At 67.9% G+C, this 25,309-nt stretch carries 17 protein-coding genes; 6 read left to right on the top strand and 11 right to left on the bottom strand.

Going from position 1 to position 25,309, the window contains the following annotated elements; translation table 11 throughout:
• Positions 1–55 precede the first annotated feature (55 nt).
• From ACG00Y_RS00360 to ACG00Y_RS00325, 8 genes are all read right to left on the bottom strand, one after another.
• Complete coding sequence (locus tag ACG00Y_RS00360; protein WP_394475272.1) at positions 56–946, bottom strand: hypothetical protein; 891 nt, start codon at positions 944–946, stop codon at positions 56–58.
• 52 nt (positions 947–998) lie between these two features.
• Positions 999–1,889 (bottom strand): aldo/keto reductase, encoded by an 891-nt coding sequence (locus ACG00Y_RS00355; protein WP_394475271.1) that lies wholly within the window; start codon positions 1,887–1,889, stop codon positions 999–1,001.
• On the bottom strand, positions 1,886–4,270 hold the full coding sequence (locus ACG00Y_RS00350) for a glycoside hydrolase family 13 protein (RefSeq protein WP_394475270.1): 2,385 nt from the start codon (positions 4,268–4,270) through the stop codon (positions 1,886–1,888). The genes ACG00Y_RS00355 and ACG00Y_RS00350 overlap by 4 nt, the downstream gene beginning before the upstream one ends.
• 51 nt (positions 4,271–4,321) lie before the next feature.
• Positions 4,322–5,881: a glycoside hydrolase family 13 protein gene (locus tag ACG00Y_RS00345; RefSeq protein WP_394475269.1), complete on the bottom strand. Its 1,560-nt coding sequence runs from the start codon at positions 5,879–5,881 to the stop codon at positions 4,322–4,324.
• Complete coding sequence (malG, locus tag ACG00Y_RS00340) at positions 5,878–6,768, bottom strand: maltose ABC transporter permease MalG (protein ID WP_394475268.1); 891 nt, start codon at positions 6,766–6,768, stop codon at positions 5,878–5,880. Before malG ends, ACG00Y_RS00345 begins: the two co-directional genes overlap by 4 nt.
• Positions 6,769–6,876: 108 nt before the next feature.
• Positions 6,877–8,457 carry a maltose ABC transporter permease MalF gene (gene malF / locus ACG00Y_RS00335; RefSeq protein WP_394475267.1) on the bottom strand — a complete coding sequence of 527 codons (1,581 nt, stop codon included), beginning with the start codon at positions 8,455–8,457 and terminating at the stop codon, positions 6,877–6,879.
• On the bottom strand, positions 8,454–9,623 hold the full coding sequence (malE, locus tag ACG00Y_RS00330; protein ID WP_394475266.1) for a maltose/maltodextrin ABC transporter substrate-binding protein MalE: 1,170 nt from the start codon (positions 9,621–9,623) through the stop codon (positions 8,454–8,456). Before malE ends, malF begins: the two co-directional genes overlap by 4 nt.
• Entirely contained in the window at positions 9,620–10,747 is a 1,128-nt protein-coding gene (locus tag ACG00Y_RS00325) for an ABC transporter ATP-binding protein (protein WP_394475265.1), read from the bottom strand. The genes malE and ACG00Y_RS00325 overlap by 4 nt, the downstream gene beginning before the upstream one ends.
• 372 nt (positions 10,748–11,119) lie before the next feature.
• On the opposite strand from ACG00Y_RS00325, the gene ACG00Y_RS00320 reads away from it, so the two are divergent.
• The 6 genes from ACG00Y_RS00320 (at position 11,120) to ACG00Y_RS00295 (ending at position 20,207) form a co-directional block, all read left to right on the top strand.
• Positions 11,120–13,582 carry a glycogen/starch/alpha-glucan phosphorylase gene (locus ACG00Y_RS00320; RefSeq protein WP_394475264.1) on the top strand — a complete coding sequence of 821 codons (2,463 nt, stop codon included), beginning with the start codon at positions 11,120–11,122 and terminating at the stop codon, positions 13,580–13,582.
• A 4-nt stretch (positions 13,583–13,586) separates the two neighbouring features.
• The gene (glgB, locus tag ACG00Y_RS00315) at positions 13,587–15,773 is read left to right on the top strand and encodes a 1,4-alpha-glucan branching protein GlgB (RefSeq protein WP_394475263.1); all 2,187 of its coding nucleotides are present in this window, start codon (positions 13,587–13,589) and stop codon (positions 15,771–15,773) included.
• Positions 15,774–15,830: 57 nt separating this feature from the next.
• A complete protein-coding gene (gene glgX / locus ACG00Y_RS00310; RefSeq protein ID WP_394475262.1) occupies positions 15,831–17,912 on the top strand; it encodes a glycogen debranching protein GlgX in 2,082 nt (693 codons plus the stop codon).
• Entirely contained in the window at positions 17,909–19,420 is a 1,512-nt protein-coding gene (gene malQ / locus ACG00Y_RS00305) for a 4-alpha-glucanotransferase (RefSeq protein WP_394475261.1), read from the top strand. The genes glgX and malQ overlap by 4 nt, the downstream gene beginning before the upstream one ends.
• 125 nt (positions 19,421–19,545) lie before the next feature.
• On the top strand, positions 19,546–19,779 hold the full coding sequence (locus tag ACG00Y_RS00300) for a ribbon-helix-helix domain-containing protein (protein WP_394475260.1): 234 nt from the start codon (positions 19,546–19,548) through the stop codon (positions 19,777–19,779).
• Positions 19,776–20,207: a TA system VapC family ribonuclease toxin gene (locus ACG00Y_RS00295; RefSeq protein WP_394475259.1), complete on the top strand. Its 432-nt coding sequence runs from the start codon at positions 19,776–19,778 to the stop codon at positions 20,205–20,207. Before ACG00Y_RS00300 ends, ACG00Y_RS00295 begins: the two co-directional genes overlap by 4 nt.
• A 13-nt stretch (positions 20,208–20,220) precedes the next feature.
• Here the strand turns inward: ACG00Y_RS00295 and ACG00Y_RS00290 are convergent, their stop codons facing one another.
• The 3 genes from ACG00Y_RS00290 to ACG00Y_RS00280 are packed head-to-tail and all read right to left on the bottom strand — an operon-like array spanning position 20,221 to position 25,258.
• A complete protein-coding gene (locus tag ACG00Y_RS00290) occupies positions 20,221–22,014 on the bottom strand; it encodes a glycoside hydrolase family 13 protein (RefSeq protein WP_394475258.1) in 1,794 nt (597 codons plus the stop codon).
• Between the two features lie 32 nt (positions 22,015–22,046).
• Entirely contained in the window at positions 22,047–23,654 is a 1,608-nt protein-coding gene (locus tag ACG00Y_RS00285) for an alpha-amylase family glycosyl hydrolase (protein ID WP_394475257.1), read from the bottom strand.
• Entirely contained in the window at positions 23,651–25,258 is a 1,608-nt protein-coding gene (locus tag ACG00Y_RS00280) for an alpha-amylase family glycosyl hydrolase (RefSeq protein ID WP_394475256.1), read from the bottom strand. The genes ACG00Y_RS00285 and ACG00Y_RS00280 overlap by 4 nt, the downstream gene beginning before the upstream one ends.
• Positions 25,259–25,309: the final 51 nt, after the last annotated feature.

Here is a 25,309-nt window from a genome sequence, read left to right as displayed (position 1 = left end):
CGAGCGATCATGCCAGCCCCATAAATGGGTTGGTCAATGAGTTTTGCCCGCTGCGTCAGATGGTCTCGCCCGGCTGCAACCACAGTTCGCGCCGCCGCGTGGGCGTCTCGGGTGGCAGCAGCGGGTTGCTCAGCTTGAGCACGCGCTCGGGTGATACGGGGTGAGCCTTGATCAGCGCGCCGTACTGCTCGCGGTGCAGGCGCTGGAAGCTGCCGTCGGCCACCGCCGCCTCCAGCCCGGTCCTCAACTCGGCGGCCAGCTCGGGCCGGCTCGGGCTGACGAAGAGATAGGCCGCAGCGGGGTAATGCAGCATGAGGTCGGGCGCGATGGCCAGCTCGGGGTGGCGGCCGCCAGCCATCTCGGCGTCGATCTCGAGGACGGACCTCGGGAAGTAGTCGATGCGGCCGGCCGCGAGCATGCGGAAGAGGGCGTCATAGACGCTGCTGGTGCCCACCTGCAGGCCGTTGGCGCGCAGGATGGTGGTGTCGGGCCAGTCATGGCCCTGTCCAGCGAGGCGGCTGGCCAGGTCCTTGAGGCTGCCCACCCGCGCCCATTGCGTCAGCTCGCTGCGGCGCACCAGCAGCAGCCGCCAGCCCAGCAGGCCGCGGTCGATGGGGATGCGCACGGGCAGCAGGCCGGAGGACTCGCGCTGGCGGTCTGTCATGGTCCACATCAGGTCGATGGGGCTGCGGCCGGAGGCCAGTTCGATGAGGGTGCGGCCCTGGGTCATGTCCAGGTCGACGGGGCGCACTTCCAGCCTGCTGCCGGCGCGGCTCAGCGCCAGCTCGACGATGCGGCGCACGTAGTGCAGCTGCGGGTCGGGCATGCTGATGTGGCGCGGCAGGCGCACGGGCTCGCCGGGCTGGGCCTGCAACGGCCGGCCGGCCAGCAGCAGGGGCAGGGCGAGCAGCGGGCGGCGGCGCAGGGAGGCGGGCGGCGTGGGCATCGGGCCGCATCATCCACCAGACCGGCCGCCGGTCAGCGCTGGCGGTCGCGCGTCAGATCAGCCCGGGCCAGGCGTCGGCATGGCGGTCGAAGGCGGCGCGCAGCTTGACCACCAGGTCCGCCGGCAGCGGGCCGCGCGCGATGGCGTCCAGGTTGCGGTGCAGGTTGGCCGGCCTGGCCGTGCCGACAATGGCGCTGGCCGCGCCGGTGTGGAAGGCGGCGAAGCGCAGTGCCAAATCACCCCAGTCAGCGTCCCAGTCTTCCTGCGTCTGCAGGCCCATGGCCTGGAAACGGTCCCAGTACTGGCCCTCGGCGAAGTCGCCCGGCCGCTGGGCATGGCGCCAGACGGCGCCGGCCAGCGGGCGCTTGGCGATGACGCCGATGCCGGCATGGTCGGCACGTGCGGCGCGCTGGTTCAGGTGGGCCCGGTCGCAGAGGCTGATGGAGGTCTGCAGGCTGCCGAAGGCGCCGCATTCAATGGCGAAGTCGACCTCGGCGTTGTCGCCGGAGTAGGCCGCCACGCGCAGCTTGCCGCTGGTGCGGCAGTCGATCAATGCGCGGATGACCTCACCCTGCTGCAGCACGGGCAGCGGGCAGGAGTGCAGGTGGACGATGTCCAGCCAGTCGGTCTTCATCAGCCTGAGCGCACGCTCCACGCCTTGCACGACGCAGTCATAGGTCCAGTCGGCCACGCCTTCGACGCCGTAGCCGACCTTGGTGGACAGCACGAACTCGGCGCGGCGGTGGGCGATGTGGCGGCCAATGCGCGCTTCGCTGAGGCCGTAGCCGCGCGCGGTGTCGATGAGGGTGATGCCAACGTCTAGCACATGGTTCAGTAGCGCGCCGGCCTCGGCCTCGCTGGTGCGCTCGTCGTTGATGTGCATGGCGCCGAAGCCGAGCGCGGACACCTTCAGGCCGGTGTGGCCGAGAGGGTTCAGGATCATTGCTTGATGAGCACGCGGCCGAACAGAGGCGGCACGGTCAGCTGGACGCGGTGGTTCTTCACCGTGACGTCGGCGCCACCGAGCGCGTCGCGCAGCGTGCCGGCTGCCATCGGAACGACGACGCTGACGGTCCTGGCCGTCGTGCTGTTGTTGGTGGCCGTGATGGCCCAGGTCTTGCCGTCCTGGCGCACCAGCACGACGACGTTGGCGTCGGCATGCAACGGCGCAGTTAGCGAGCCATGGCGCAGCACGGGCAGGTCGTGGCGCAGTTTCGTCAGCCGCTTGAAGTCCGCCAGCAGCGCCTCGTCCGCCTTGCCGCCCTCGTCGGCCCAGGGGTAGGGCGCGCGGTTGAAGGGGTCGTCGCCGCCACCCAGGCCCACTTCGTCGCCGTAGTAGATGGTGGGCGAGCCGGGGTAGGTCATCTGGAAGAACACGGCCAGGCGCAGGCGCTGCTTGGCGAGCTTCAGGGCCTTGGCGTCGCCGTCGTCCTGATAGCCGAAGTGATGCAGCGCGCGGGCCTGGTCGTGCGTGGACAGCAGGTTCATCAGCGCATACAGCGCCTGCTGAGGATAGGCCTCGCGCATCAGCTCCAGGTTGGCGTAGGTCTCGCGTGCAGACTTGCCGGCGGCGTAGTCCAGCACGGCGTTGCGGAAGATGTAGTTCATCGTCGAGTCGAACATGTCACCCAGCAGGTACTTGCTCGCATCGAACCAGGTCTCGGCCACGGTCAGCGCGTCGGGGTTCTTCGTCTTGACCGCCGCTCGCCACTCCCGCCAGAAGTCGTCGGGCACCCAGGGCACCACGTCCATGCGCCAGCCGGCGGCGCCGCGGTCCAGCCAGTAGTTGGTGACCGAGTCCTTGTCGCGGTAGGCGTAGGCGCGCCAGGACGGGTCGTCCTTGTTGAGCTCCGGCAGGTCGGTCACGCCCACCCAGCCCTGGAACTGCTTGTTGGGGTCGGCCTCGTCGGGCTTGAACTTGAACCAGCTCGCATAGGGCGAGGCCGAGTTGATCTTGCCGCCATCGAAGGCGCCGCCCTTGGGGAAGTTCAGGAAGCGATTGAAGTAGGGCGAATCGCTGCCGACATGGTTCAGCGAGGTGTCAGGGATGACGCGGATGCCGCGCTTGGCCGCCTCGGCGCACAGGCGCACGAAGTCGTCATTGCTGCCGAATGCCGGGTCGATCTGCTTGTAGTCCGCCGCGTCGTACTTGTGGTTGCTGGGGGCGCGGAACACCGGCGTCAGGTAGAGGGCGTTGGCGCCGACGCTCTTGATGTAGTCGAGCTTGTCGATGAGGCCTTGCAGGTCGCCGCCGAAGAAGTCGTTGTTGAACAGCTTGTCGGAGCCGTCCCCCGTGCCGGGTTTGAACGGCTTCTCGTTCCAGGTGGCATGGCGCTCGACGTCGCGGTCCTGGTAGCGGTCCTGCGGCCGCCCGCCACCGGGACGCGGGTCGTTGGCCTTGTCGCCGTTGCGAAAGCGCTCGGGGAAGACGTAGTAGTAGACGATGTCCTTGGCCCAGGCCGGCACCTCGAAGCCGGGCGCGTGTATGGTCTGGCGGTAGCGGCGCACGCGGTTCAGGTTGCTGGGCAGGCGCTCGACCGCAGCCGGGCCCATGGAGCCCTTCTCACGTGTCCAGTAGATGGTGTCCTTGTTGTTCTGCAGCGCGTAGGTGCCCTGGTCCGTCTCGATCTCGAACCAGTAGCCGTAGATGCCGGTCGCATCGAAGCGATGACTGGCCGTGAAGCCCGTGCCCATGCCGCGCGACTGCGGCGTCATGGCGATGCGGGCCACGGGCTCGTAGGCGAGTTGCTCCTGGTTGCCAGTCATCTGGCGGCGCTCGATGACGAGGGTGGCCTGCTTCAGGCCGGGCACGTCGTTGCCGATGCTGAAGCGAATCTCGCTGCCCGCCGGCTGGGCGCCGAAGGGCGCCTTGAACTCGGCATGGCGGGAGTCGAAGCGGGTCGTCAGTGCCGCCTTGTCGGTGATCGGCTTGGGCGGTGTGGGTTTGAAGGTTCTGGGGCCGACGTCCAGGCGCGGCGTGCCATCGGCGGCGAAGCTCAGGCGCAGCGTGTGCTCGCCGCTGAAGCTGCGCCTGATGTTGCCGGGGCCGCCCCGGGCGGGTTGGCCCTGGGCATCGCCGGCGATGGTCAGCGCGGCCGTCCAGTCCTCGTCGGCGAGCTTGAACTCCTGCGTGCCCTGAGCCTTGAGGTTGAGGTAGTAGGCATTGCAGCGGTACTCGAAGGCTTGCTCGTCCTGGGCCGCCCAGTTGTTGATGGGGCCGCGCAGGTAGAGCGTGGCGTCGCCCATTGGGGCTGGCTTGCAGGCGGCGGCGTGGGTCGTCGGCGCCAGCAGCAGCGCGGCGCAAAGCGTGAGGAACTTGAACATGGGGCGGCGATCAGTCATGCCGCAGCAGCGGCAGGTGGGAGGGGCGCGCCGTCAGCGGACGCGCTTGTAGCGGTTGTAGCCGCCCAGTTCGCGCGGCACGGGCCGCAGCACGAGCACGCCGTGGGCCGGCACGTCGACCGTGACGAAGCCCGAGCCGATGGTCGGCGGCGATGCGCCTGGCGCAGCAGGCACGAGGCCCAGCACGTCGACCAGCGGCGTGTCGTCCATCAAGGCCCAGTTCGCCACCATGAGGCGGTCGCGCACGGGCTTGTCGGAGGGGTTGGCGACGACGATGACGGTGTCCAGCGCCCGGTCGGTGTGCCGCTCGAAGGCGAGCAGCTTGGCGGACTCGACGAGGCGGAAGTCGCCCACCCGCAGCGCGCGGTGGGCCTTGCGCATCTCGATGAGCTTGCGCACCCAGACGGTCTCGGGGTTGGTGTCGCTGACCAGATCCCAGCGCATGGGCCCGCGGTTGGCCGGGTCGGCGCCGCCTTCCATGCCCACCTCGACGCCGTAGTAGACGTTGGGCGCGCCGGGCAGCGTGAACTGCAAGGCCTGCGCGAAGCGGCGCTGGGCCACGTCGGGGAACTGGCTGGTGATGCGGGGGATGTCGTGGTTGTCGATGACGACCCAGGACTTCAGCATCGGTTCGATGCCGGCATCGCGCACCATGCGGTCGATCATGCGGCCGGCCGTCGGCCCGTCCAGCTGGCCGCCGGCGGTGTCGTTGATGACGTGGCGCAGCGCGAAGTTCATCACCGCATCCATGGACTTCAGCCAGTCGCCGGGGTAGTTGGCGATCTCGCCGACGACCAGCGAACCGGGCTTCTGCGCGTGGGCGGCCTTTGTCAGCGCCGCGAGGTAGGTCGGGCCCAGCTCGAACGCCGTATCCAGCCGCCAGCCATCGGCGCCGTCGCGCAGGTAGCTGCGCACGACGGAGTCGGGGGCTTCGTAGAGGTAGCGCCGCACGGCGGGCGACTCGAGGTTGAGCTCAGGCAGGTTCTGGTAGCCCGTCCAGACCCGCGCGCCGCCGGCGTACTGCGGGCCGATGGCGAACCACTCGCGCCAGGGGCTCTTGGGGTCCGCCATTGCGGCCTTGAAGGCCGGGGCATTGCGGCCCATGTGGTTGAAGACGCCATCCAGCACGACCTTCAGGCCGCGCCGGTGCGCCTCGGCCGCCAGGCGCTTGAAGTCCTCGCGGCTGCCGTACTCGGGCGAGATGGCCTTGAAGTCCAGCGCGTCGTACTTGTGGTTGGTGTAGGCCTGGTGGATGGGGTTGATGTAGAGCACATCCGCGCCCAGCTGCTGGATGTGGCCCAGCTTAGCGGTGGCGCTGGCGAGGTCGCCGCCCCAGAAGTCCAGCTCGTGCGAATACAGCTTCTCGGCCTCCAGGTAGGGGCCGGGTGCAGGTGTGTCGTTCCAGGCGCGCAGGCGCCTGGGTGCCGCGTAGAGGCCTTGCTTGGCGGGCAAGGTGGCCGACGGCGCGAAGCGGTCCACGATGATCTGGTAGACCACCGCGCCGTTGCGCCAGTCGCGCTCGCGGTCCTCGTAGGGGCCGGCCTGCGCCGTCAGGGCCAAGGTGCCGAGCAGGGCTGCGACGGCGGCCTTCATCCCTTGACTCCACCCGCCGTCAGGCCGGAAACGATCCAGCGCTGCGCAAGCAGGAAGACCAGCGTGATCGGCAGGCCCGACAGCACGGCCGCTGCCGCGAAGTCGCCCCACAGGAAGCGCTGGTCGTGCAGGAAGTATTTGGAGCCGACGGCGAGCGTCAGGTTGCCTTCTTCGCGCAGCAGGATGGACGCCACCGGGTACTCGATGATGGTGCCGATAAAGGCCAGCACGAACACCACCATCAGGATGGGAATGGCCATGGGCAGCAGCACGCGGCTGAAGGCCTGCCAGTGCGTCGCGCCGTCGACCTTGGCGTTCTCCTCGATCTCCACGGGGATGGTCTCGAAGTAGCCCTTGATCGTCCACACATGCGTGGCGATGCCGCCGAGGTAGGCGAGCACCAGGCCCGCGTGTGTCTCGACGCCCAGGGCCGGCACGTAGGTGCCGATGGTCTCGAAGATGGCAAAGATCGCCACCAGGGCCAGCACCGGCGGGAACATCTGCAGCAGCAGCATGCCGTTGAGCACGGGCTTGTCGAAGCGGAACTTCATGCGCGCAAAGGCATAGGCCGCGCTGGTGGAGATGGCGACGATGAGGAAGGCCGAGATGGTGGCGATCTTGATCGAGTTCCACAGCCAGGTCAGCACCGGGAAGGGCGGCTGCACCAGGCTGCCGTCGGCGGCCTGGTAGGGGATACCGAGTGCGAGCTTCCAGTGCTCCAGGCTGATCTCGGTCGGGATCAGGCTGCCGGTGGCGAAGTTGCCGGGCCGCAGCGAGATGGACACGACGGCCAGCAGCGGGAACAGCGTGATGGCGATGAAGACCCACATCACCGCATGCGCGGCGAAGGTGCGCCAGCGGGCTTGTTTGCCGAGGACGATGGCCATTCAGAACTCCAAAGACTTAAACACAGAGGCACAGAGACACAGAGAAATTCACAGAGCAGAGGCTGTTCCTCTGTGTCTCTGTGCCTCTGTGGTTGCATTTCCTGCATTTCATTTCTGCGCCCTCGCCGACATCCGCAGGTTGATCAACGACAGCGCCGCCACCAGGAAGAAGATCAGCGTCGAGATCGCCGCAGCGAGGCCGAAGTCCGAGCCCGAGTCCTTGAACGCGATGCGGTAGGTGTAGCTGACGAGGATGTCGGTCTGGCCCGCCGGCAGCTTGGTGGACAGGAAGTCCGGCCGGCCGTCGGTCAGCAGCGCGATCAGCACGAAGTTGTTGAAGTTGAACGCGAAGGCGCTCACCAGCAGCGGCGCCAGCGGCTTGATGATGAGCGGCGCGGTGATCTTGAAGAAGTTGGTGGCGGGGCTGGCGCCGGCCAGCGCCGAGGCTTCGTACAGGTCGGCGGGGATGGACTTCAGTAGCCCCGAGCACAGGATCATGATGTAGGGATAACCCAGCCACACGTTGACGATGAGCAGCATCGTCTTGGCGAGATAGGGGTCGGCGAACCATGCGGGCTTGACGCCGAACAAGGCGTCCAGGATGGCGTTGATCTCGCCGAAGTTCTGGTTGAACAAGCCCTTGAAGACGAGGATGGAGATGAAGCCCGGCACCGCATACGGCAGGAACAGCAGCGTGCGGTAGGTGGTGCGGTACTTCATGCCCTCCCAGTTCAGCATCACGGCGAACAGCATGCCGATGGCCGTGGCGAAGAACACGGTCAGCGCCGAGAACACCACCGTCCACGTGAAGATGGACAGGAAGGGGCCGCGGAACTCGGCGTCGAACAGCATGCGGGCGTAGTTCGCCATGCCGATGAAGGCCTTGAAGCCGGGCTGCAGGACTTCGCCCGAGGCAGATTCGAAGAAGCCGGTGTCGCGGTTGGGCTTGAAGACGGCGCCGTCGGCATTGCGCGTGAGGCTCTCGTCAGCGTTGGCGGTCCACAACGGCTTGAGGGGGCCGAATTCGCGCAGGCCGAGGTAGCGCAGTTCGCTCCCGTCGGGCTGCACGAGCACGAGCTTGGCCAGCGCGTCGCGGTGTTTGATCAGCTCGGGCAAGGGCAGGGCGGTGCCCGTCGGCGTGGACGCGGCGTCCGCTGCCGCAACGTCGACGCGGACCTCCTTGCCCGCGCGCAGCGCCAGCGGCGGCGACACCCATTGCGGGTCGGCCTCGCCCTCGGTCTTCAGCACGAGGCGGTACTCGGCGCCGCTGGCGTGCAGGCTGTAGGCCAGCACCTTGTCCTCGACCGCGTCGTGCTGCTCCAGCAGGTACTCGCGCACGCGGCTTTCGCTGAGCAGGTGGGTGCTCGAATAGTTCGTCAGGCCGATCTGCGCCGTGTAGACCAGCGGGAAGGCGATGAACACCAGCATGCCGGCCACGCCGGGGAAGAGGTAGCGCCAGGCAAAGCCACCACGGCTCAGGTAGACGTAGAAGCCGGCCGTGAACAGCACCAGCAGGCCGGCGGCCCAGGCGGCCTGGCCGGTCGTGTAGACCATGAAGACGAGATACAGCGCCGCGACCATGCCGGCGATGGCGAGCGGCCAATGCAGCCACTTGGACAGCTTCTCGGTCAGCGTGGGCGGCAGCGTCGAGTAGCTGCCTTGGCCCAGGGTTGAAGTGGTGGCGCTCATTTGTTCAGCAGCATCCGTGCGGCGGCGCCGTCGAGCGCGTCCTTCGGGGATTGCAATCCGTTGGTGATGGCTTCCAGCGCCGCGTCCATCGCGGTCCAGAAGCGGCCGACCTCCGGAATGTTGGGGATGGGCGCGCCGTTGCGGGCGTTGGTCATGCTGGCCGCGATCAGCGGGTTGACCGACAGCTCGGCGTAGAAGGCCTTGTTGGCCGGTACGCCGATGGGCACGTCGGCATCCAGCACCTTCAAGGCCTCGGGTCGCATCAGGTGGTTCTCGATGAACTCCTTGGCGATGTCCTTGTTCTTGCTGGGCGCGGAAATCATGCAGCCCAGCACGCCGACAAAGCTCTTGCTGGGCTTGCCGGCGACGACCGCCGGGATGCCCGCCACGCCGATGTCGATCCTGGCGCGCTTGGCGTTGTCCCAGGCCCAGGGGCCGGAGATCATCATGGCCACGTCGCCGCGCGCGAAGGCCGCCTCCATCTCCGAGTAGCGCGCGCCCTTGGGCATGTGGCCGTCCTTGATGAGGCGTTCGATCATCTGCGCGCCGGCCAGCGCACCGCCGTTGTTGACATCGACCTTGCTGGCGTCGAAATCACCTTGCGCATCGCGGCCGAAGATGACGCCGCCGGCGCCGGCAATCATGGGCCAGCTGAAGAAGCTCTTGTTGTAGTCCCAGAGCACCGCGCTCTTGCCCTGGGCCTTGAGCTTGCGGTCGATGGCGATCACCTCATCCCAGGTGGCGGGCGGGGTGGGCACCAGCGCCTTGTTGTAGATCAGGCCGGTCGTCTCGATGGCGATGGGGTAGCCCCAGATGCGGCCGCGGTAGCTCAGCGCCTGCCAGGCGGTCTCTTCCGACTCGGCCTTGAGCCGCGCCGACGGCCGCAGCGGCGTCAGCAATCCGGCCTTGGCCCATTCGCCGACGCGATCGTGTGGCCAGCAGAAGATGTCCGGTCCCTTGCCGGCACCGGCGGCCTGCTGGAACTTGTCGGTCGGGTCCACCGGGTGTTCCACGACGACCTTGACGCCCGAGACCTTCGTGAAAGCATCGCCTACCTTCTGCAGGCCGGTGTAGGCCTTGTCGCCGTTGATCCAGACGAGGAGGCGAGGCGTCTCGGCCAGCGCTGGCGCTACCGCCAGTGCGGCGACCAATGGCAACCACTTCATGCCGCCAGCTCCGGTGCGGCAAGGCGGCGCAGCGCTAGGCCATTGACGTCGAACACATACAGCGCCTCGGCCGGCAGATGCAGGTCCAGTGCCTGGCCATTGCGCAGGCGGTCGCTGCCGTTGCGGCCTTCGAACTGGCAGGTCAGCGGCTCCTCGAGGCCGGGGTAGGGGCAGTAGGCGAAGGTGATGCCGCCCAGCGACTCGACGAAGGCCACGGTGCTCTGCAGCAGGTTGCCCTGGCCGTGGTCGCCCTGGCGGATGTGCTCGGGCCGCACGCCCAGGGTCACCTTGTCGCCCAGCTTTGCGGAACTGCCGTCGACCTTGGCGTGCAGCACGACATTGCCGCCGTTCAGCTTCACGTCGACGTGGCCCGCTTCGATGGCGACCAGCTCGCCCGCGATGAAGTTCATCTTCGGGCTGCCGATGAAGCCGGCCACGAACAGGTTGCGCGGGTGCTCGTACAGCTCCAGCGGCGAGCCGACCTGCTCGATCTTGCCCGCGCTCAGCACGACGATGCGGTCGGCCAGCGTCATGGCCTCCACCTGGTCGTGGGTCACGTAGATCATCGTGGTCTTGAGGTCTTCATGCAGCTTGGCGAACTCGTAGCGCATGCGCACGCGTAGGGCGGCATCGAGGTTGGACAGTGGCTCGTCGAACAGGAAGACCTCAGGCTTGCGCACGATGGCGCGGCCGATGGCGACCCGCTGGCGCTGGCCGCCCGACAGGTCTTTCGGCTTGCGGTCCAGCAGATGTTCGATGTGCAGGATCTTGGCGGCCGTGCGCACCGCCGTCTCGATCTCCGCCTTCGGCACCTTGGCCAGCTTCAAGCCGAACGCCATGTTGTCGAACAGATTCATGTGCGGGTAGAGCGCATATGACTGGAACACCATGGCGATGCCGCGCTCGCTGGGCGGCACGTCGTTGACGACCCGCCCGCCGATCGTCAGCTCGCCGCCGGTGATCTCCTCCAGGCCGGCAATGGTGCGCAGAAGCGTGGACTTGCCGCAGCCCGACGGCCCGACGAACACCATGAACTCACCGTCGCGGATCTCCAGGTCGATGCCGTGCAGGATGCGGATGTCGCCATAGGCTTTTTCAACACCGGTCAGTCGAACGTCTGCCACTTCTAACCTTTCAGTCGCCGGGCGTCTTGTTGCTGAACTACGCCGGCTTGTCTCGTCTTTTGGCGTCGAGATTTTCGTTCTTCGACAGCCTTTGTAGACAATATACATTTGTGTAGCGCCAGCTACAACAGAAAAGCCCCGCAGAAATCTTCATGAAATCCTTGCAAATCAATGATTTGCGAAGCGATCGGGGTTTTCCCGATGTAGTCAAACTACACAACTGGTCGGAGCTGGTCGATACTTCGACCAGCGCTGCCGCTCGGGTAGCATTCTTGCTCCCGTCATTGGGGGCCAGCACTGATGAACACCCCCACCCGCCTCAGCTCCGTGCTGTCTGATCAGCGCAAGCAAAAGCCCAAGGTTGCCACTGCGATGAAACCTTCCGCCCAGCCCACTGTCTCTTCTGAAGTCCTGGCCCTGCGCGCGGCCTTCGAGACGGCCTACGAACGCGAAGTCTCCCAATCCAGCCACGGCGCCACGCCGCAGGCCGCGCTGCATGCCGCAGCCATTGCCTGCCGCGAGACGCTGGCCCGCCGCTGGGCCGCCACACAAGCCGCAGACGCCAAGCGCGGCGACAAGGCGCCGGTGCGCCGCGTGCACTACCTGTCGATGGAATTCCTGATGGGCCGCGCGCTGTCCAACGCGCTCGCGGCCCTGAAGCTCACCGAGCCGCTGCAGGCCAAGCTGGCCGAGCAGGGCATGACGCTTGGCGACGTGCTGGAGCGCGAACCCGATGCGGCGCTGGGCAACGGCGGCCTGGGTCGCCTGGCGGCCTGCTTCCTGGACAGCTTTGCCGAGCTGGAGCTGCCGTCCTTCGGCTACGGCCTGCGCTACCACTACGGCACCTTCGCGCAAATCATCAGTCAGGGCCGCCAGCTGGAGCAGCCCGACGACTGGACCCGCGACACGCCCGCCTGGGAGCTGCCCCGCCACGACTTGCGCTTCCATGTCGGCTTCGGTGGCCGCGTCGAGGCCGATGCCACGGGCGTGCGCCGCTGGCAGCCGGGCTATGAGATCGAGGCCCAGGCCTATGACTTCATCGTGCCCGCCCACCACAGCGAGCGGGTCTCCACGCTGCGCCAGTGGCAGGCCACAGCCTCGCCCATCGCCTTCAAGCCCTTCTGCGAGGGCGACTATGTCGGCGCGGCCCGCCACCAGGTGCTGGCCGATTCCATCAACTGGGTGCTGTACCCGGACGACAGCACCGAAGCCGGCCGCGAACTGCGCCTGAAGCAGGAGGCCTTCCTCGTCAGCGCCTCGCTGCAAGACCTGGTGGCCCGCCACCTGCGCGAGTTCGGCAGCCTGCACGACCTCGGCAAGACCAACGCCATCCACCTCAACGACACGCATCCCGCGCTGGCCCCGGCCGAGCTGATGCGCCTGCTGCTGGACGAGCACGGCCTGGGCTGGGACGAAGCCTGGCGCATCACCCGCCAGGCCGTGGCCTACACCAACCACACGCTGATGCCCGAGGCGCTGGAGACCTGGCCGGTGCGCATGTTCGAGGCCTTGCTGCCGCGCCACCTGGAAATCATCTACGAGATCAACCACCGCTTCCTGGCCGAGCTGGAGGCGCGCTTCCCCGGCGACCATGCCTTTGCCTCGCGCGTGTCCCTCATCGACGAGGGCAGCCACGGCAGCGAGCGCCGCGTGCGCATGGCCTCCGTTGCGCTGGTCGCCTCGCACCGTGTCAACGGCGTCGCGGCGCTGCACTCGGAGCTGATGGTGCAGACCATCTTTGCCGACTACGCCCGCGTCTGGCCGGAGCGCTTCCATAACGTCACGAATGGTGTGACTCCGCGCCGATGGCTGGAGCAGGCCAACCCGCTGCTGTCGACGCTGCTGGACGGCCGCATCGGCGAGGGCTGGCGCAAGAACCTGGCCGAGCTGGGCGAGCTGGCGCCGCTGGCGGCCAACCGCGAGCTGGGTGAGGAATTCCTGGCCGTCAAGCGCGCCAACAAGGAGCGCCTGGCCGCCGTCATCCGCCGTGAGCTGGGGCTCAACGTCAATGTCGACAGCCTGTTCGACATCCAGATCAAGCGCATCCACGAGTACAAGCGCCAGCTGCTGAACCTGCTGCATGTCATCTCGCGCTATCAGACCATCCGCGACAACCCCGACGCGAACTGGGTGCCGCGCACCGTCATCATTGCCGGCAAGGCCGCTTCCGCCTACCAGATGGCCAAGAGCATCGTGCGCCTGGCGCATGACGTGGCCCGCGTCATCAACAGCGACCCGCGCGTGGGCGACAAGCTCAAGCTCGTCTTCCTGCCCAACTACAGCGTCACGCTGGCCGAAAGCATCATCCCGGCGGCCGACCTGTCCGAGCAGATCTCGACGGCCGGTACCGAGGCCTCGGGCACCGGCAACATGAAGTTCGGCATGAACGGCGCGGTCACGATCGGCACCTGGGACGGCGCCAACATCGAGATGGCCGAGGCCATGGGCGTGGAGAACATGTTCGTGTTCGGCCTGCGCGCCGACGCGGTCGCCCGGATCAAGCAGCTGGGCTACGACCCGCGCCTGTATGTCGAAGAGAATCGCCAGCTCAAGCGCGTCATCGACGCCATCTCGGCCGGTGTCTTCAGCAATGGCGACACCGAGCGTTATCGCCCGCTGGTGGACAGCCTGCTGCACCGCGACGTCTACCTGCTGATGGCCGATTTCGCCGATTACGTCGCCACCCAGGCCAAGGTCGACACGCTGTTCGCCGACCGCGCCGCCTGGGCTGAACGCGCACTGCGCAATATCGCCGGCATGGGCCCGTTCTCGTCCGATCGCACGATCGCCGAATACGTGGACCGTGTCTGGTCCGTGAAGAGTCTGGATCACTGAACTGATGCTCACCGACGCCGACGTTGACTCCCTGCTGGCGGGCCGCCACGCCGATCCCTTCGGCCGCCTCGGCCTGCATGCGGATGACGGCGGTCGGCTCTGGGTGCGAGTGCTGCTGCCGACTGCCGAAGCGGTCGCGCTGCTGGATGCCGGCAGCGGCAAGCGCATCGTCGAGTTGGAGCACCGGCGCGGCGGCTTCTTCGAGGCCCAGGTGCCGCGCCGCAAGCACCGCTTCGACTACCGGCTGGCGGTGCGCTGGGCGGGCGGCGGGGAGGGCGCCGAAGGGGTCTACGCCGACCCCTACAACTTCTACCCCCAGCTCAGCGACGACGAGCTGAAGGCGCTGGCCGAAGGGCGCAACTTCAGGCCCTATCTGAGCCTGGGCGCCCACCTTGTGCAGTATGGCGACGTGAGCGGCGTGCGCTTCGCCGTCTGGGCGCCCAACGCCCGGCGCGTCAGCGTCGTTGGCGGCTTCAACAACTGGGACGGCCGCCGGCACCCGATGCGGCTGCGCCACCAGGCCGGCGTGTGGGAGATCTTCGTGCCGCATGCGGGCGAGGGCGATCTCTACAAGTTTGAGATCGTCAGCGGCAATGGCACGCTGCTGCCTCTGAAGGCCGACCCCTACGCCCGCCGCGCCCAGCTGCGGCCCGACACGGCAAGCATCGTCGCGCCGCTGCCCGACGTCACGCCGCTGCCCCGCCAGCGCGAGCGCGCCAACCGGCGGGAGTCGGCCATTAGCGTCTACGAGGTGCATGCCGCGTCCTGGCGCCGCAGCCTGTCCGCCGAGTTTCCGACCTGGGACGAACTTGCTGAGCAACTGCCCGCCTACGTGGCCGACATGGGCTTCACGCACCTGCAGCTGATGCCCATCAGCGAGCATCCCTTCGATGGCTCCTGGGGCTATCAGACGCTGGGCCTGTACGCGCCCAGCGCCCGCTTCGGCCCGCCCGAGGGCTTTGCCCGCTTCGTCAAGGCCTGCCACGACGCGGGCCTCGGCCTGCTGCTGGACTGGGTGCCTGCGCACTTCCCGGCGGACGCCCACGGCATGGCCGAGTTCGATGGCACGCGCATCTACGAGTATGCGGACCCCAAGGAAGGCTTCCACCGCGACTGGAACACGCTGATCTACAACTTCGGTCGCACCGAGGTGCGCCAGTTCCTGATCGGCAGCGCAAGGTACTGGATCGAGCGCTGGGGCGTGGACGGCCTGCGCGTGGACGCCGTGGCCAGCATGCTGTACCGCGACTATTCGCGGCCGGCAGGCGAGTGGATTCCGAACATCCGCGGCGGCCGCGAGAACCTCGAAGCGATCTCGATGCTGCGCGAGATGAATGAGCATGTCGGCGAGATTGCCGGCGCCATCACGGTGGCCGAGGAGAGCACCAGCTTCCCCGGCGTCTCGGCGCCCACCTACACCGGCGGCCTGGGCTTCCACTACAAGTGGAACATGGGCTGGATGAACGACACCTTGCGCTACATGGCCGAGGACCCGATCAACCGCCGCTGGCATCACGACAAGATGACCTTCGGCCTGATCTACGCGTTCAGCGAGAACTTCATGCTGCCCATCTCGCACGACGAAGTCGTGCACGGCAAGGGCTCCATGCTCAGCAAGATGCCGGGCGACGACTGGCAGAAGTTCGCCAACCTGCGCGCCTACTACGGCTTCATGTGGGGCCATCCGGGCAAGAAGCTGCTCTTCATGGGCCAGGAGTTCGCCCAGCGCAACGAGTGGAACCATGCCGAGGGCCTGCCTTGGGGCCTGCTGGAAGACGACCGCCATGCCGGCGTGCAACGCCTGGTGCGCGATCTCAACATGCTCTATCGCGAGCACAGCGCCCTGCACAGGCTGGATTGCGAGGGCGGTGGCTTCGAGTGGATCAGTGCGCATGATGCCGAGCACTCCATCTACGCCTGGGTGCGCCGCGACGGCACAGGCCGCATGGTCATCGTCGTCTGCAACATGACGCCGGTGCCGCGCGAAGGCTACTCGCTGGGCGTGCCGGATGGCGTGACCGCCTGGCGCGAGGCGCTCAACACCGATTCGGCCTATTACGGCGGCAGCAACATGGGCAACGGCGTCGCGGCTGCGGGCCTGCCTGTGCAGGCGGTGCCTGCGCACGGCAAGCGCTTGTCGATCACGATCAACCTGCCGCCGCTGGCGACGGTGTTCTTCGTACCGATCTGACCTGCGCATGTCCTACGACACAGCTTCTCGGGCACCTTGTTTGCTAGCTGATCTGTGATGGCACACCTACCCGACCTCCAACCTGGCTGGCATGAGCCGCTGGGTTCCTTCGCCCGCGACGGCGGCGTCAACTTCGCGGTTGTCAGTGAGCACGCGACCCGCATCGAGCTGTGTGTGTTCGACGGCGAAGGCCAGCGCGAGCTGCGCCGCTACACGCTGGACGGCCCGCATGACGGCGTCTTCCACGGCTTCCTGCCAGGTGTCGGCCCCGGCCTCGTCTACGGTGTGCGCGCCCATGGCCCCTACCTGCCGGAGCAAGGCCACCGCTTCAACCCGCACAAGCTGCTGCTGGACCCCTGGGCGCGAGAAATCGTCGGCCACTTCGGCTGGCGCGCCGAGCACCATGGCTATGAGCTGGGCCACCCGGACGGCCCGCGCTCGCTGGACACGCGCGACAACGCGACGCAGGCACTGAAGGCTCGCGTGGCACCGCCGTCAGTCAGTCCTGTGCGGGCTCACAAGCCGCGTCGCGCACCGGCCGAGGTCGTGCTCTACGAGGTTCACGTCAAGGGCTTCTCGAAGACCCTGCCCGGCGTGCCGGAAGAGCTGCGCGGCACATACGCCGGCCTGGCGCACCCGGCATCCATCGCGCATTTCAAGCGCCTGGGCGTGACGACGCTGTCGCTGCTGCCGGTGCAGTACTGCATCGACGAGCCGCACCTCGCCGAGCGCGGCCTGCACAACTACTGGGGCTACAACACGCTGGGCTTCTTCTGCCCGGACCCGCGCTGGGCCAGGGCCGAGCACCGCCAGGACCCGACCGCCGTCACGGCCGAGTTCCGCCAGATGGTCGCCGCGCTGCATGAGGCCGGCCTGGAGGTCGTGCTGGACGTCGTCTACAACCACACGCCCGAAGGCAACGAGTTCGGCCCGACGCTGAGCTTCCGCGGCCTGGACAACACCACCTGGTACCGCCTCGTGGCCGACGACAAGAGCCGCAACGAGAACCTGACCGGCTGCGGCAACACGCTGCGCTGCTCGCATCCGCGCGTGACCCAGTTCGTGCTGGACTCGCTGCGCTACTGGGTGGGCGAGATGGGCGTCGACGGCTTCCGCTTCGATCTGGCTCCGGTGCTGGGCCGCACCCGTCATGGCTACGACGCCAATGCCGCCTTCTTCACCGCGCTGCGGCAGGACCCCGTGCTGGCCGGCGTGCACCTCATCGCCGAGCCCTGGGATGCGGCCTACGACGGCTACCAGGTGGGCCGCTTCCCGGGCCGCTTCCTCGAATGGAACGACAAGTTCCGCGATGCGGTGCGCGGCTACTGGCTGAAGGCCGGGCCGCACGGCGTGGGCCGCGGCGAGTTCGCGCGGCGCTTCATGGCGTCCAGCGACGTCTTTCACCACGGCCAGCGCCTGCCCACCGCCTCGGTCAACTTCGTCGCCGTGCACGACGGCTTCACGCTGGCCGACCTGACGAGCTACAGCACCAAGCACAACCAGGCCAACGGCGAAGACAACCGCGACGGCCGCGACGGCGAGCTTTGCGCCAACTTCGGCGCCGAAGGCCCGACGGATGACGCCGCCATCAACGCGCTGCGCGAGCGCGTGCGCCGCGCGCTGCTGGCGACCACGCTGCTGGCCCAGGGCACGCCCATGCTGTGTGCCGGCGACGAGATTGGCAACAGCCAGGGCGGCAACAACAACGCCTACTGTCAGGACAACCCGACGACGTGGCTGAACTGGGACCAGGCCGACTTCCGCACCACCGAGCTGGTCGCCGAGTTGTTGGCACTGCGCGCCGCCGAGCCGCTGCTCCGCCACCCGCGCTGGTTTGCCAGCGGCCCGGGCGAGGCCAGCATCGCCTGGTACGCGCCCAGCGGCCACGAGATGACGCCGCACGACTGGCACGACGCCGGCCAACGTGCCTTCGGCGCCCAGCTGCGTGAAGCCGGGGCGGCGGCGCCACGGCTGATGATTGTCTTCAACCCCGACCCGATGCCCTTGCCCTTCCTGCTCTGCAACGGCCCCTGGCGGCTGGTGCTGGACAGCAGCGGCGAGTCGGCCGCACCCCTCATCCCCGCCGGCGCGCCGCTGAACGTGCCGGCCCGATCACTCGTTGTGCTCCGCCACGTATGAATCTGAACCAACGTTCCTCCGGTGTGCTGCTGCACATCACCTCGCTGCCCGGCCCGCACGGCATGGGCGACTTCGGCCCCGATGCCTACCGCTTCGTCGACTGGCTGGAGTCCGCCGGCCAGTCCATCTGGCAGCTGCTGCCCACCACGCCCATCGGCCCCGGCGACAGCCCCTACCAGGGCGTGTCGGCCTTTGCCGGCAGCCAGTGGATGGTGGCGCTGGAGCCGCTGATCGCCAAAGGCTGGTTGAAGCAGCCCGAGGTGCCGCACTTCCACGGCGAGCGCATCGACTACGGCGTTGTCACGCCCTGGCGCGAGCAGCAGCTGCGCGCCGCCGCCGCCGGCTTTTTCGCGGGTGCCGCAGACGCCGACCGCATCGCCTTTGCCGCCTGGTGCCTGTCGCAGCAGAGCTGGCTGGACGACTACGTGCTCTTCATGGCCATCCGCTCGCCGCTGAACGGCCAGCCGTGGTGGGAATGGAGCGAAGGCCTGAAGAAGCGCGAGCCCAAGGCCATCGCCCAGGCCCGCAAGGACTACGCCGACGAAATCGCCTTCTGGCAGTTCGTGCAATGGCAGTTCGACGTGCAGATCGGCGCGCTCAAGGCCTATGCCAACGAGCACGGCGTGCACATCATGGGCGACCTGCCCATCTTCGTGGCCCACGACAGCGCGGATTGCTGGTCGCGCCCCGACCTGTATTCGCTGGACGAGAACTATCAGCCCACGGTCGTGGCCGGCTGCCCACCCGACGATCTCGGCCCGCTCGGCCAGCGCTGGGGCAACCCGCTGTACCGCTGGGACAAGATGGCCGACGAGAACTACGCCTGGTGGACGGCCCGCGTGAAGCGCGCGCTGACGCAGGCCGATGTCTTTCGCATCGACCACTTCCGCGGCTTTGCGGGCTATTACGAGATTCCGGCTAGCAGCCCCGACGCCACGGTTGGTCAGTGGCTCAAGGGGCCGGGCATGCCGCTCTTCGACGCCATCCGCACGGCGCTGGGTCCGCTGCCCATCGTCGCCGAGGACCTGGGCTTCATCACCGACGACGTGTACGAGTTGCGCGACGGCTGCGGCTTCCCCGGCATGAAGATCCTGCAGTTCGCCTTCGGCGCCGAGGGCGACCATGAGTTCCTGCCGCACATGTGGCCCACCACCTCGGTGGCCTACACCGGCACGCACGACAACGACACCGTGCGCGGCTGGTGGGAACAGGCAGGGCCCCGCGAGCGCCAGTTCGCCGGCTCCTACCTGGCCTGCGGCGACCATGACATTCACTGGGCCATGATCCGCGCCTGTGCCAACTCGGTGGCCAACATCGCCGTCTATCCGCTGCAGGACGTGCTGGGCCTGAACGGCAGCCACCGCATGAACGTGCCCGGCGTGTTGGGCGGCAACTGGGGCTGGCGCTTCCACTGGGACTGGATCGGCAGCGAGCCGACGCGGGTGCTGGGGCTGATCACGGCGGCGTCGGGACGTGGGCCATTCGAGCTGTTGAAGCTGCCGGGCTGATCCTCCTCGCGGCGACTCTGCTGGCGTCCAGCGAGACTTCGTCTCGTCTGGCAACCGCGTCAGCATGCTGATGTTTGATGCGTGATGTAAGATGTTTGGCATCAAGTCCACTGAGGAGTGGTGCCATGCGGACGACACTTGCCATTGACGACGACGTTCTGGCCGCAGCCAAGCATCTGGCCGAACGAGAGCAGCGCAGCATCGGCGAGGTGATCTCGGCGCTGGCGCGCCAAGGACTGTCCCGCAGCACGCGAAGCAACAAGACCGAGCGCAACGGCATACCTCTGCTGGCGAGCCGCAAGGGCGCCGTACCGGTGACGCTCGAACTCGTGAACCAGTTGCGCGACGAGCAGCCGTGACGCGCTACCTGCTGGACGTGAACGTGCTCATTGCGCTCATCGACCCGGCGCATGTTCAGCACGACCAGGTTCACGAGTGGTTCGGCCGGGTGGGGCACAAGGCATTCGCCACCTGTCCCATCACGGAGAACGGCCTGCTGCGCATCGTCGGGCACCCCAAATACCCGAATTCGCCCGGCCCGCCGAGTACGGTCGCGTCCGCTCTGGCCGCCATCCGGGGCCTGGCCGGACACGCCTTTTGGCCGGACAGCATCAGCCTCGTCGACAGTGCCTTGGTCGACCCGAACCTCTTGTCTAGCCACGGTCGGGTCACTGATAGCTACCTGCTTGCGCTCGCCAAGGAGAACAAGGGCAAGCTGGCCACCATGGACCAGAAGCTGGCCTCAGAGGTTGTCACGGACGGGAAGGCCGCCCTGACGTTGATCTAGGCTGCTGCGCCGGTCAGCGCCCGATCTCCAGGATCAGCGGGCTGCGCGCCGGCACGCTCAGGCTGGCGCCCAGCGTGAGGTCTTTGCCGCTGAGCGCATCACGGGCGCGCTGACCCGGCGCGACGCGTTCCGCAAAGCGGGCCACGGGCAGCTCCACCGCCTTGCCCGTCTTGTTCAGCGCGACCAGCACCGTCCGCCCCGCGTCATAGCGGAAGAACACATACACGCCCTCCAGCGGCGCGAACTGCATCAGCGCGCCGTCGTGGATGACGGTCGCGGTCTTGCGCCAGGTGAACAGGCGCCGCACCCAGTCCTGCATGTCGCGCTGCTCGGCGGTCAGTCCCGCGCCCGTGAAGGCATTGACCTTGTCGCCGGGCCAGCCGCCGGGCATGTCGGCACGCACCTTGCCGTCGTCACGCTCGGTGGGGCTCTGCAGCAGCAGTTCGCTGCCATAGAACAGCTGCGGGATGCGGCGCGTCGTGGCCAGGTAGGCCAGCGCGATCTTGGTCAGGTCGACATCGTTCTTCAGCAGCGAGAAGATGCGCGGCGTGTCGTGGTTGCCGTCGAAGAGCACGAGGTTGGACGGGTCCGGGTAGACGAAGTCGTGCGCCAGGCCCTCGTAGAGCTTGGTCAGGCCGGTGTGCGGGCCGTCGCCCTCCGTCAGCGCCGCGAGCAGGTTGGACTGCATCGGGAAGTCCATCATGCTCGGCGCGTGCGAGATGTAGCCGTCGTGGTTCTTCTTGCCGCGCTGCCAGTAGGCGACGACGGCCGGGTGAGGGCTCCATTCCTCGCCGACGATGTTCAGGCGCGGGTACTCCTGCATGACGCGCGCAGACCAGCGGCTCAGGAAGTCGCGGTCGGAGTAGGAGTAGGTGTCGGTGCGGATGCCGGACAGGCCGAAGCGTTCAACCCACCACAGCGTCTTCTGGATCAGGTAGGTGGCCAGCTCCGGCCGGCGCTGGTTGAGGTCGGGCATGCCGGGCACGAACCAGCCGTCGGTGAAGCGCTTCCTGTCTTGCGCTGAGGCATACGGGTCCTGCAGCGTCATGCGCGCGTGATGCGTCTCCGTGTACTGCGGCCAGGCGTTGACCCAGTCGGGCGCCGGCAGGTCCTTCATCCACCAGTGGTCGCTGCCGATGTGGTTGAGCACGATGTCCTGGATGACGCCGATACCCTTGGAACGCGCCTCGGAGACGAAAGCGCCGAAGTCGTCGTTCGTGCCGAAGCGTGGATCAATCTTGTAGAAGTCGGTCGCCGCGTAGCCGTGATAGCTGTACTTGGCGCTGTTGTTCTCGACCAGCGGCGTGGGCCAGACCTGCGTGAAGCCCAGCCCGGCGATGTAGCCCAGGTGCTGGCGCATGCCGGCGAGGTCGCCGCCGTGGCGGCCGCCGTGATCGGCGCGGTCCTGGCCTTCCTTCATGTCGGCCTGCTTGCCGCTGCCGCCCTGGGCGAAGCGGTCCGGTACGACGAGGTAGATCGCATCCTTGGGGCCGAAGCCCTGGCGGTCCGCCGAGCCGGGCGCGCGGGCCAGCAGCGGGTAGCGCAGCGCCTTGCCGGCGACGTTCAGCGTCAGCTCGCCGGGCTTGGTGCCGGGCGCGATGTCCAGGTCGACGAAGAGGTAGTTGGCGCTGCTGGCCCGGTGGCTGCTCTTCAGCGTGACGCCGGGGTAGGGCGCCAGCGTGGGCTTGGCGTTGGCAATGCCGGGGGCGTGCAGCATCAGCTGCAGCGAGGTGTCGCGCATGCCGACCCACCAGTTGGGCGGTTCGACGCGATGGGTGGGTTCGGTGGCCATCAGGGGCAGGCTCATCAGCAGGGCAGTAGCGAGGGTGATCAAGGCTTTCATTGCGGTTCCAGCCGGTAGATGTGGACAGAGAGCGGGGGCAGCGTCGCGCGTGCGGTGCCGCCCTTGGGATAGAGCGCGCGGGCTCGTTTTGGCAGGTCGAATGCGGCCAGCGTGTCGCCGTAGTTGATGGCCACCAGCACACGCTCGTTCCCCTGCACACGCTGGAAGGTCCAGACCTGGCCGTCGACCTTGTCCGCTTCGTAGCGGCCCAACGTCAACGCGGGTGAGGCACGGCGGAGTTGAATCAGCTCGCGGTAGAAGTTGAACAGCGAGGCCGGGTCGCGCTGCTGGCTCTCGGCGTTGTGCCGGCTACGGTTCAGCGCGAGCGGGCGGAAGGGCTGCGGGTTCGTGGAGAAGCCACCTGCCGGCGTCCAGCTCATCGGCGACCGCAGCGGCGCGTCGTCCCGAGCATCCTTGCCGTCGATGCCGGCCAGGCCGATCTCCTCGCCGTAGAAGACGAAGGGCGTGCCCGGCAGCAGCAGGTAGCTGGCCGCCGCCAGCCGGTAGCGGGCCTCGTCGCCGTGCAGCTGGTCCCACACGCGCTGGCCGGTGAAGATGTCGTGGTTGTGCAGGAAGGTCGCCATCGTCGGCGACATGGCGCGGTAATAGTCGGCCACCTTTTGCACTGCTGAGGCATCGCCCTTGGCGGCCTTCATCAGCTCGTAGTTCTGGTTGAAGGCGAAGGCGCCGCCGCACAGGCCGGGCTCGCCGTAGGCGATGGGTTCGGCCGTGGCTTCGCAGACGACGTAGCGACCGGGGTAGCTCTTGATGAGGTCCTGGAAGCGCTTGGTCAGCGCGCGGCTCTCGGGCTGGTCGTTCCAGTCCTTGGCGTTGTTCTCGATGAGGTGGGGCACGGCGTCCAGCCGGTAGCCGTCCAGGCCGCGGTTGAGCCAGAAGCGCAGCGAGTCCTCGTGGTACTGAACCACCGCCGGGTTGCGCATGTTGAAGTCGGGCATGTGCGGGCCGAAGGTGCCAAAGAACACATCGGGCGCGCCGGGCTTGGGCGCGGGCAGATCCTTCAGGTCGCCAGGCCAGTCCCAGGGCTTGGTGGCCGCGTCGTACCAGGGGTATTTGCCCCAGATGTCCCATCCCAGGCCTGGGTTGGCGTCCCAGACGAACCAGCTGCGCCACGGGCTGTTGCGGTCGGCCACGGCGGCCTGGAAGGGCGGGAACTGGTACGACGCATGGTTGATGACGTAGTCCATGACGATGGCGATGCCGCGCTTGTGCGCCTCGCGGACCAGCTCGTCGAAATCAGCCAGCGTGCCGTACTGCGGCTCGATGGCGCGGAAGTCGGTCGTCGCGTAGCCGTGGTCGCGGTCGGAGCTGGCGGTGATGGGCATCAGCCACAGGCCGCTGACGCCGAGCTTCTTCAGATAGTCCAGCCGGCTCGTCAGCCCGCGCAGGTCGCCGATGCCGTCACCGTCGCTGTCCTGATAGCCGCGCACGAAGACTTCCATGAACACGCCTTGCTGCCAGTTCGCCGGCAGGCTGCTGGCGCGCGGCTGGGCGGGCACGGGGCGGGTGTCGATCTGGGCTTGCGCGCAGGCGCCGGCGGCGGCGAGCGCGAGGCACAGCAGGAGGTGTTTGGGGCTGGTCTTCATCGCGTGTGGGTGTAGACGCGCAACGATTGCGCGGGGACGGTGACGCGGGCCTGGCCGGCCGCGTCGCTAGCTGTATTGGCGCCGCCGGCCGGGTAGGCGGCCTGCAGCGTCTCGCTGGCGGGCAGGCCCGTCAAGCTGGCCTCGGCGGCCGTGCTGCCGAAGTTGATGACCACCGTGGCGGCCTGCGTGGCCGTGCGGCGTTGGTAGGTCAGCAGCGTGCCGCTGGCCGTCGCGTTGGCGTAGTCGCCGTCGCGCAGCGGCGCGGTGCCGTTGCGCAGCGCCAGCAGCGTGCGGTAGTGGTGGAGCAGCGAATTCGGGTCGGCCTGCTGGGCGGCGACGTGGTTCGTCGCCGCGTTGGCGCCGAGCGCGCGGTAGGGCGTGCCGGTCGTGAAGCCGGCGTTTTCGCCCGCGCTCCAGGCCATCGGCGTGCGCAGGGTCGGGTCGCCCGTGAGCGACGTGGCACCGCGCATGCCGATCTCCTCGCCGTAGTAGACGAAGGGCACGCCCGGCAGCAGCAGGGTGGCGCTGGCGGCGAGCTTGAGCTGGGCGATGTCGCCGCCCAGCTGGTCGGCCGGGCGCTGGCCGGCAAAGCCGTCGTGGTTGGACAGGAAGGGCGACATGCCGGCCGGCGCGGTCTTGAAGTAGTTGGCCAGCGTGGCGACCGAGCCGGCCTGGCCGCGCGCGGCACCGATCAGCGCGGCGCTGAGGTCAAAGGCGAAGGCGCTGCCGCAGGCGGACGCGGCGCCAAAGCCCTGCGGGTCGACCGGGCCCTCGCAGACCATGTGACGGCGCGCATAGCCATTCAGCAGCTGGCGCATCTCGTTCATCAGCGTGTAGTTGCGCGGCTGGTTCTCCCAGGCGGCGGGCCCGTTTTCGACGAGGTTGCCCACCGCGTCGAAGCGGAAGCCGTCCACGCCCCGGTTCAGCCAGAAGCGCAGCGCGTTCTTGTGGAAGTCGACGACCTCGGCCTTGCCCAGGTTGAAGTCGGGCATCTGGTCCCAGAACGGCGCGTAGTAGGCGCCGTTGGCCGTGGCGCGCCAGGGGTTGCCGCCGTAGATGCTCCAGCCGCCGGGTGCCGGGTTTTGCCAGACATACCAGTCGCGCCAGGGGTTGCTGGCCGAGTCCCGGGCGTTGACGAACAACGGGTTCTGGCCGGCGCTGTGGTTGATGACGTGATCGATGATGACGCCGATGCCGCGCGCATGGGCCTGCCTGAGCAGTTCGTCCATGTCGGCCAGCCGGCCGTAGGCGGGCTCGATGTCGCGGTAGTCGCTCACCGCATAGCCGTGGTCGCCATCCTGGCTTTTGGTGATGGGCATCAGCCAGAGGCCGGTGACACCGAGGTCCTTCAGGTAGTCGAGCCGGCTGGTCAGCCCGCGCAGGTCGCCGATGCCGTCGCCGTCGCTGTCCTGGTAGCTGCGCACGAAGACCTGCATGAAGGCGCCGCGCTGCCAGCCTTCGGGCAGTGCGCTGCCGGGGTCGGCTGCGGCAACGGCGCTGGTGTCCGGCGTGGGCAGGGCGACGGGTGCAGGTGGCGGCGCCGGTGCGGCGGCCCCAGAGCCGCCACCGCCGCAGGCGGCGAGCAGGGCTGCCGCGACTGCCATCGACGCCTTCTGAAACTGGCCAACGCAGCGGTTCATGTAATCAAACTACGC

The sequence above is a fragment of the Pelomonas parva genome (genome assembly GCF_043555835.1).
In the GTDB taxonomy this organism is placed as follows: domain Bacteria; phylum Pseudomonadota; class Gammaproteobacteria; order Burkholderiales; family Burkholderiaceae_C; genus Pelomonas; species Pelomonas parva.
The sequence above is the reverse complement of the archived record's forward strand: the minus strand, read 5'-3'. Positions and strand labels throughout refer to the sequence as shown.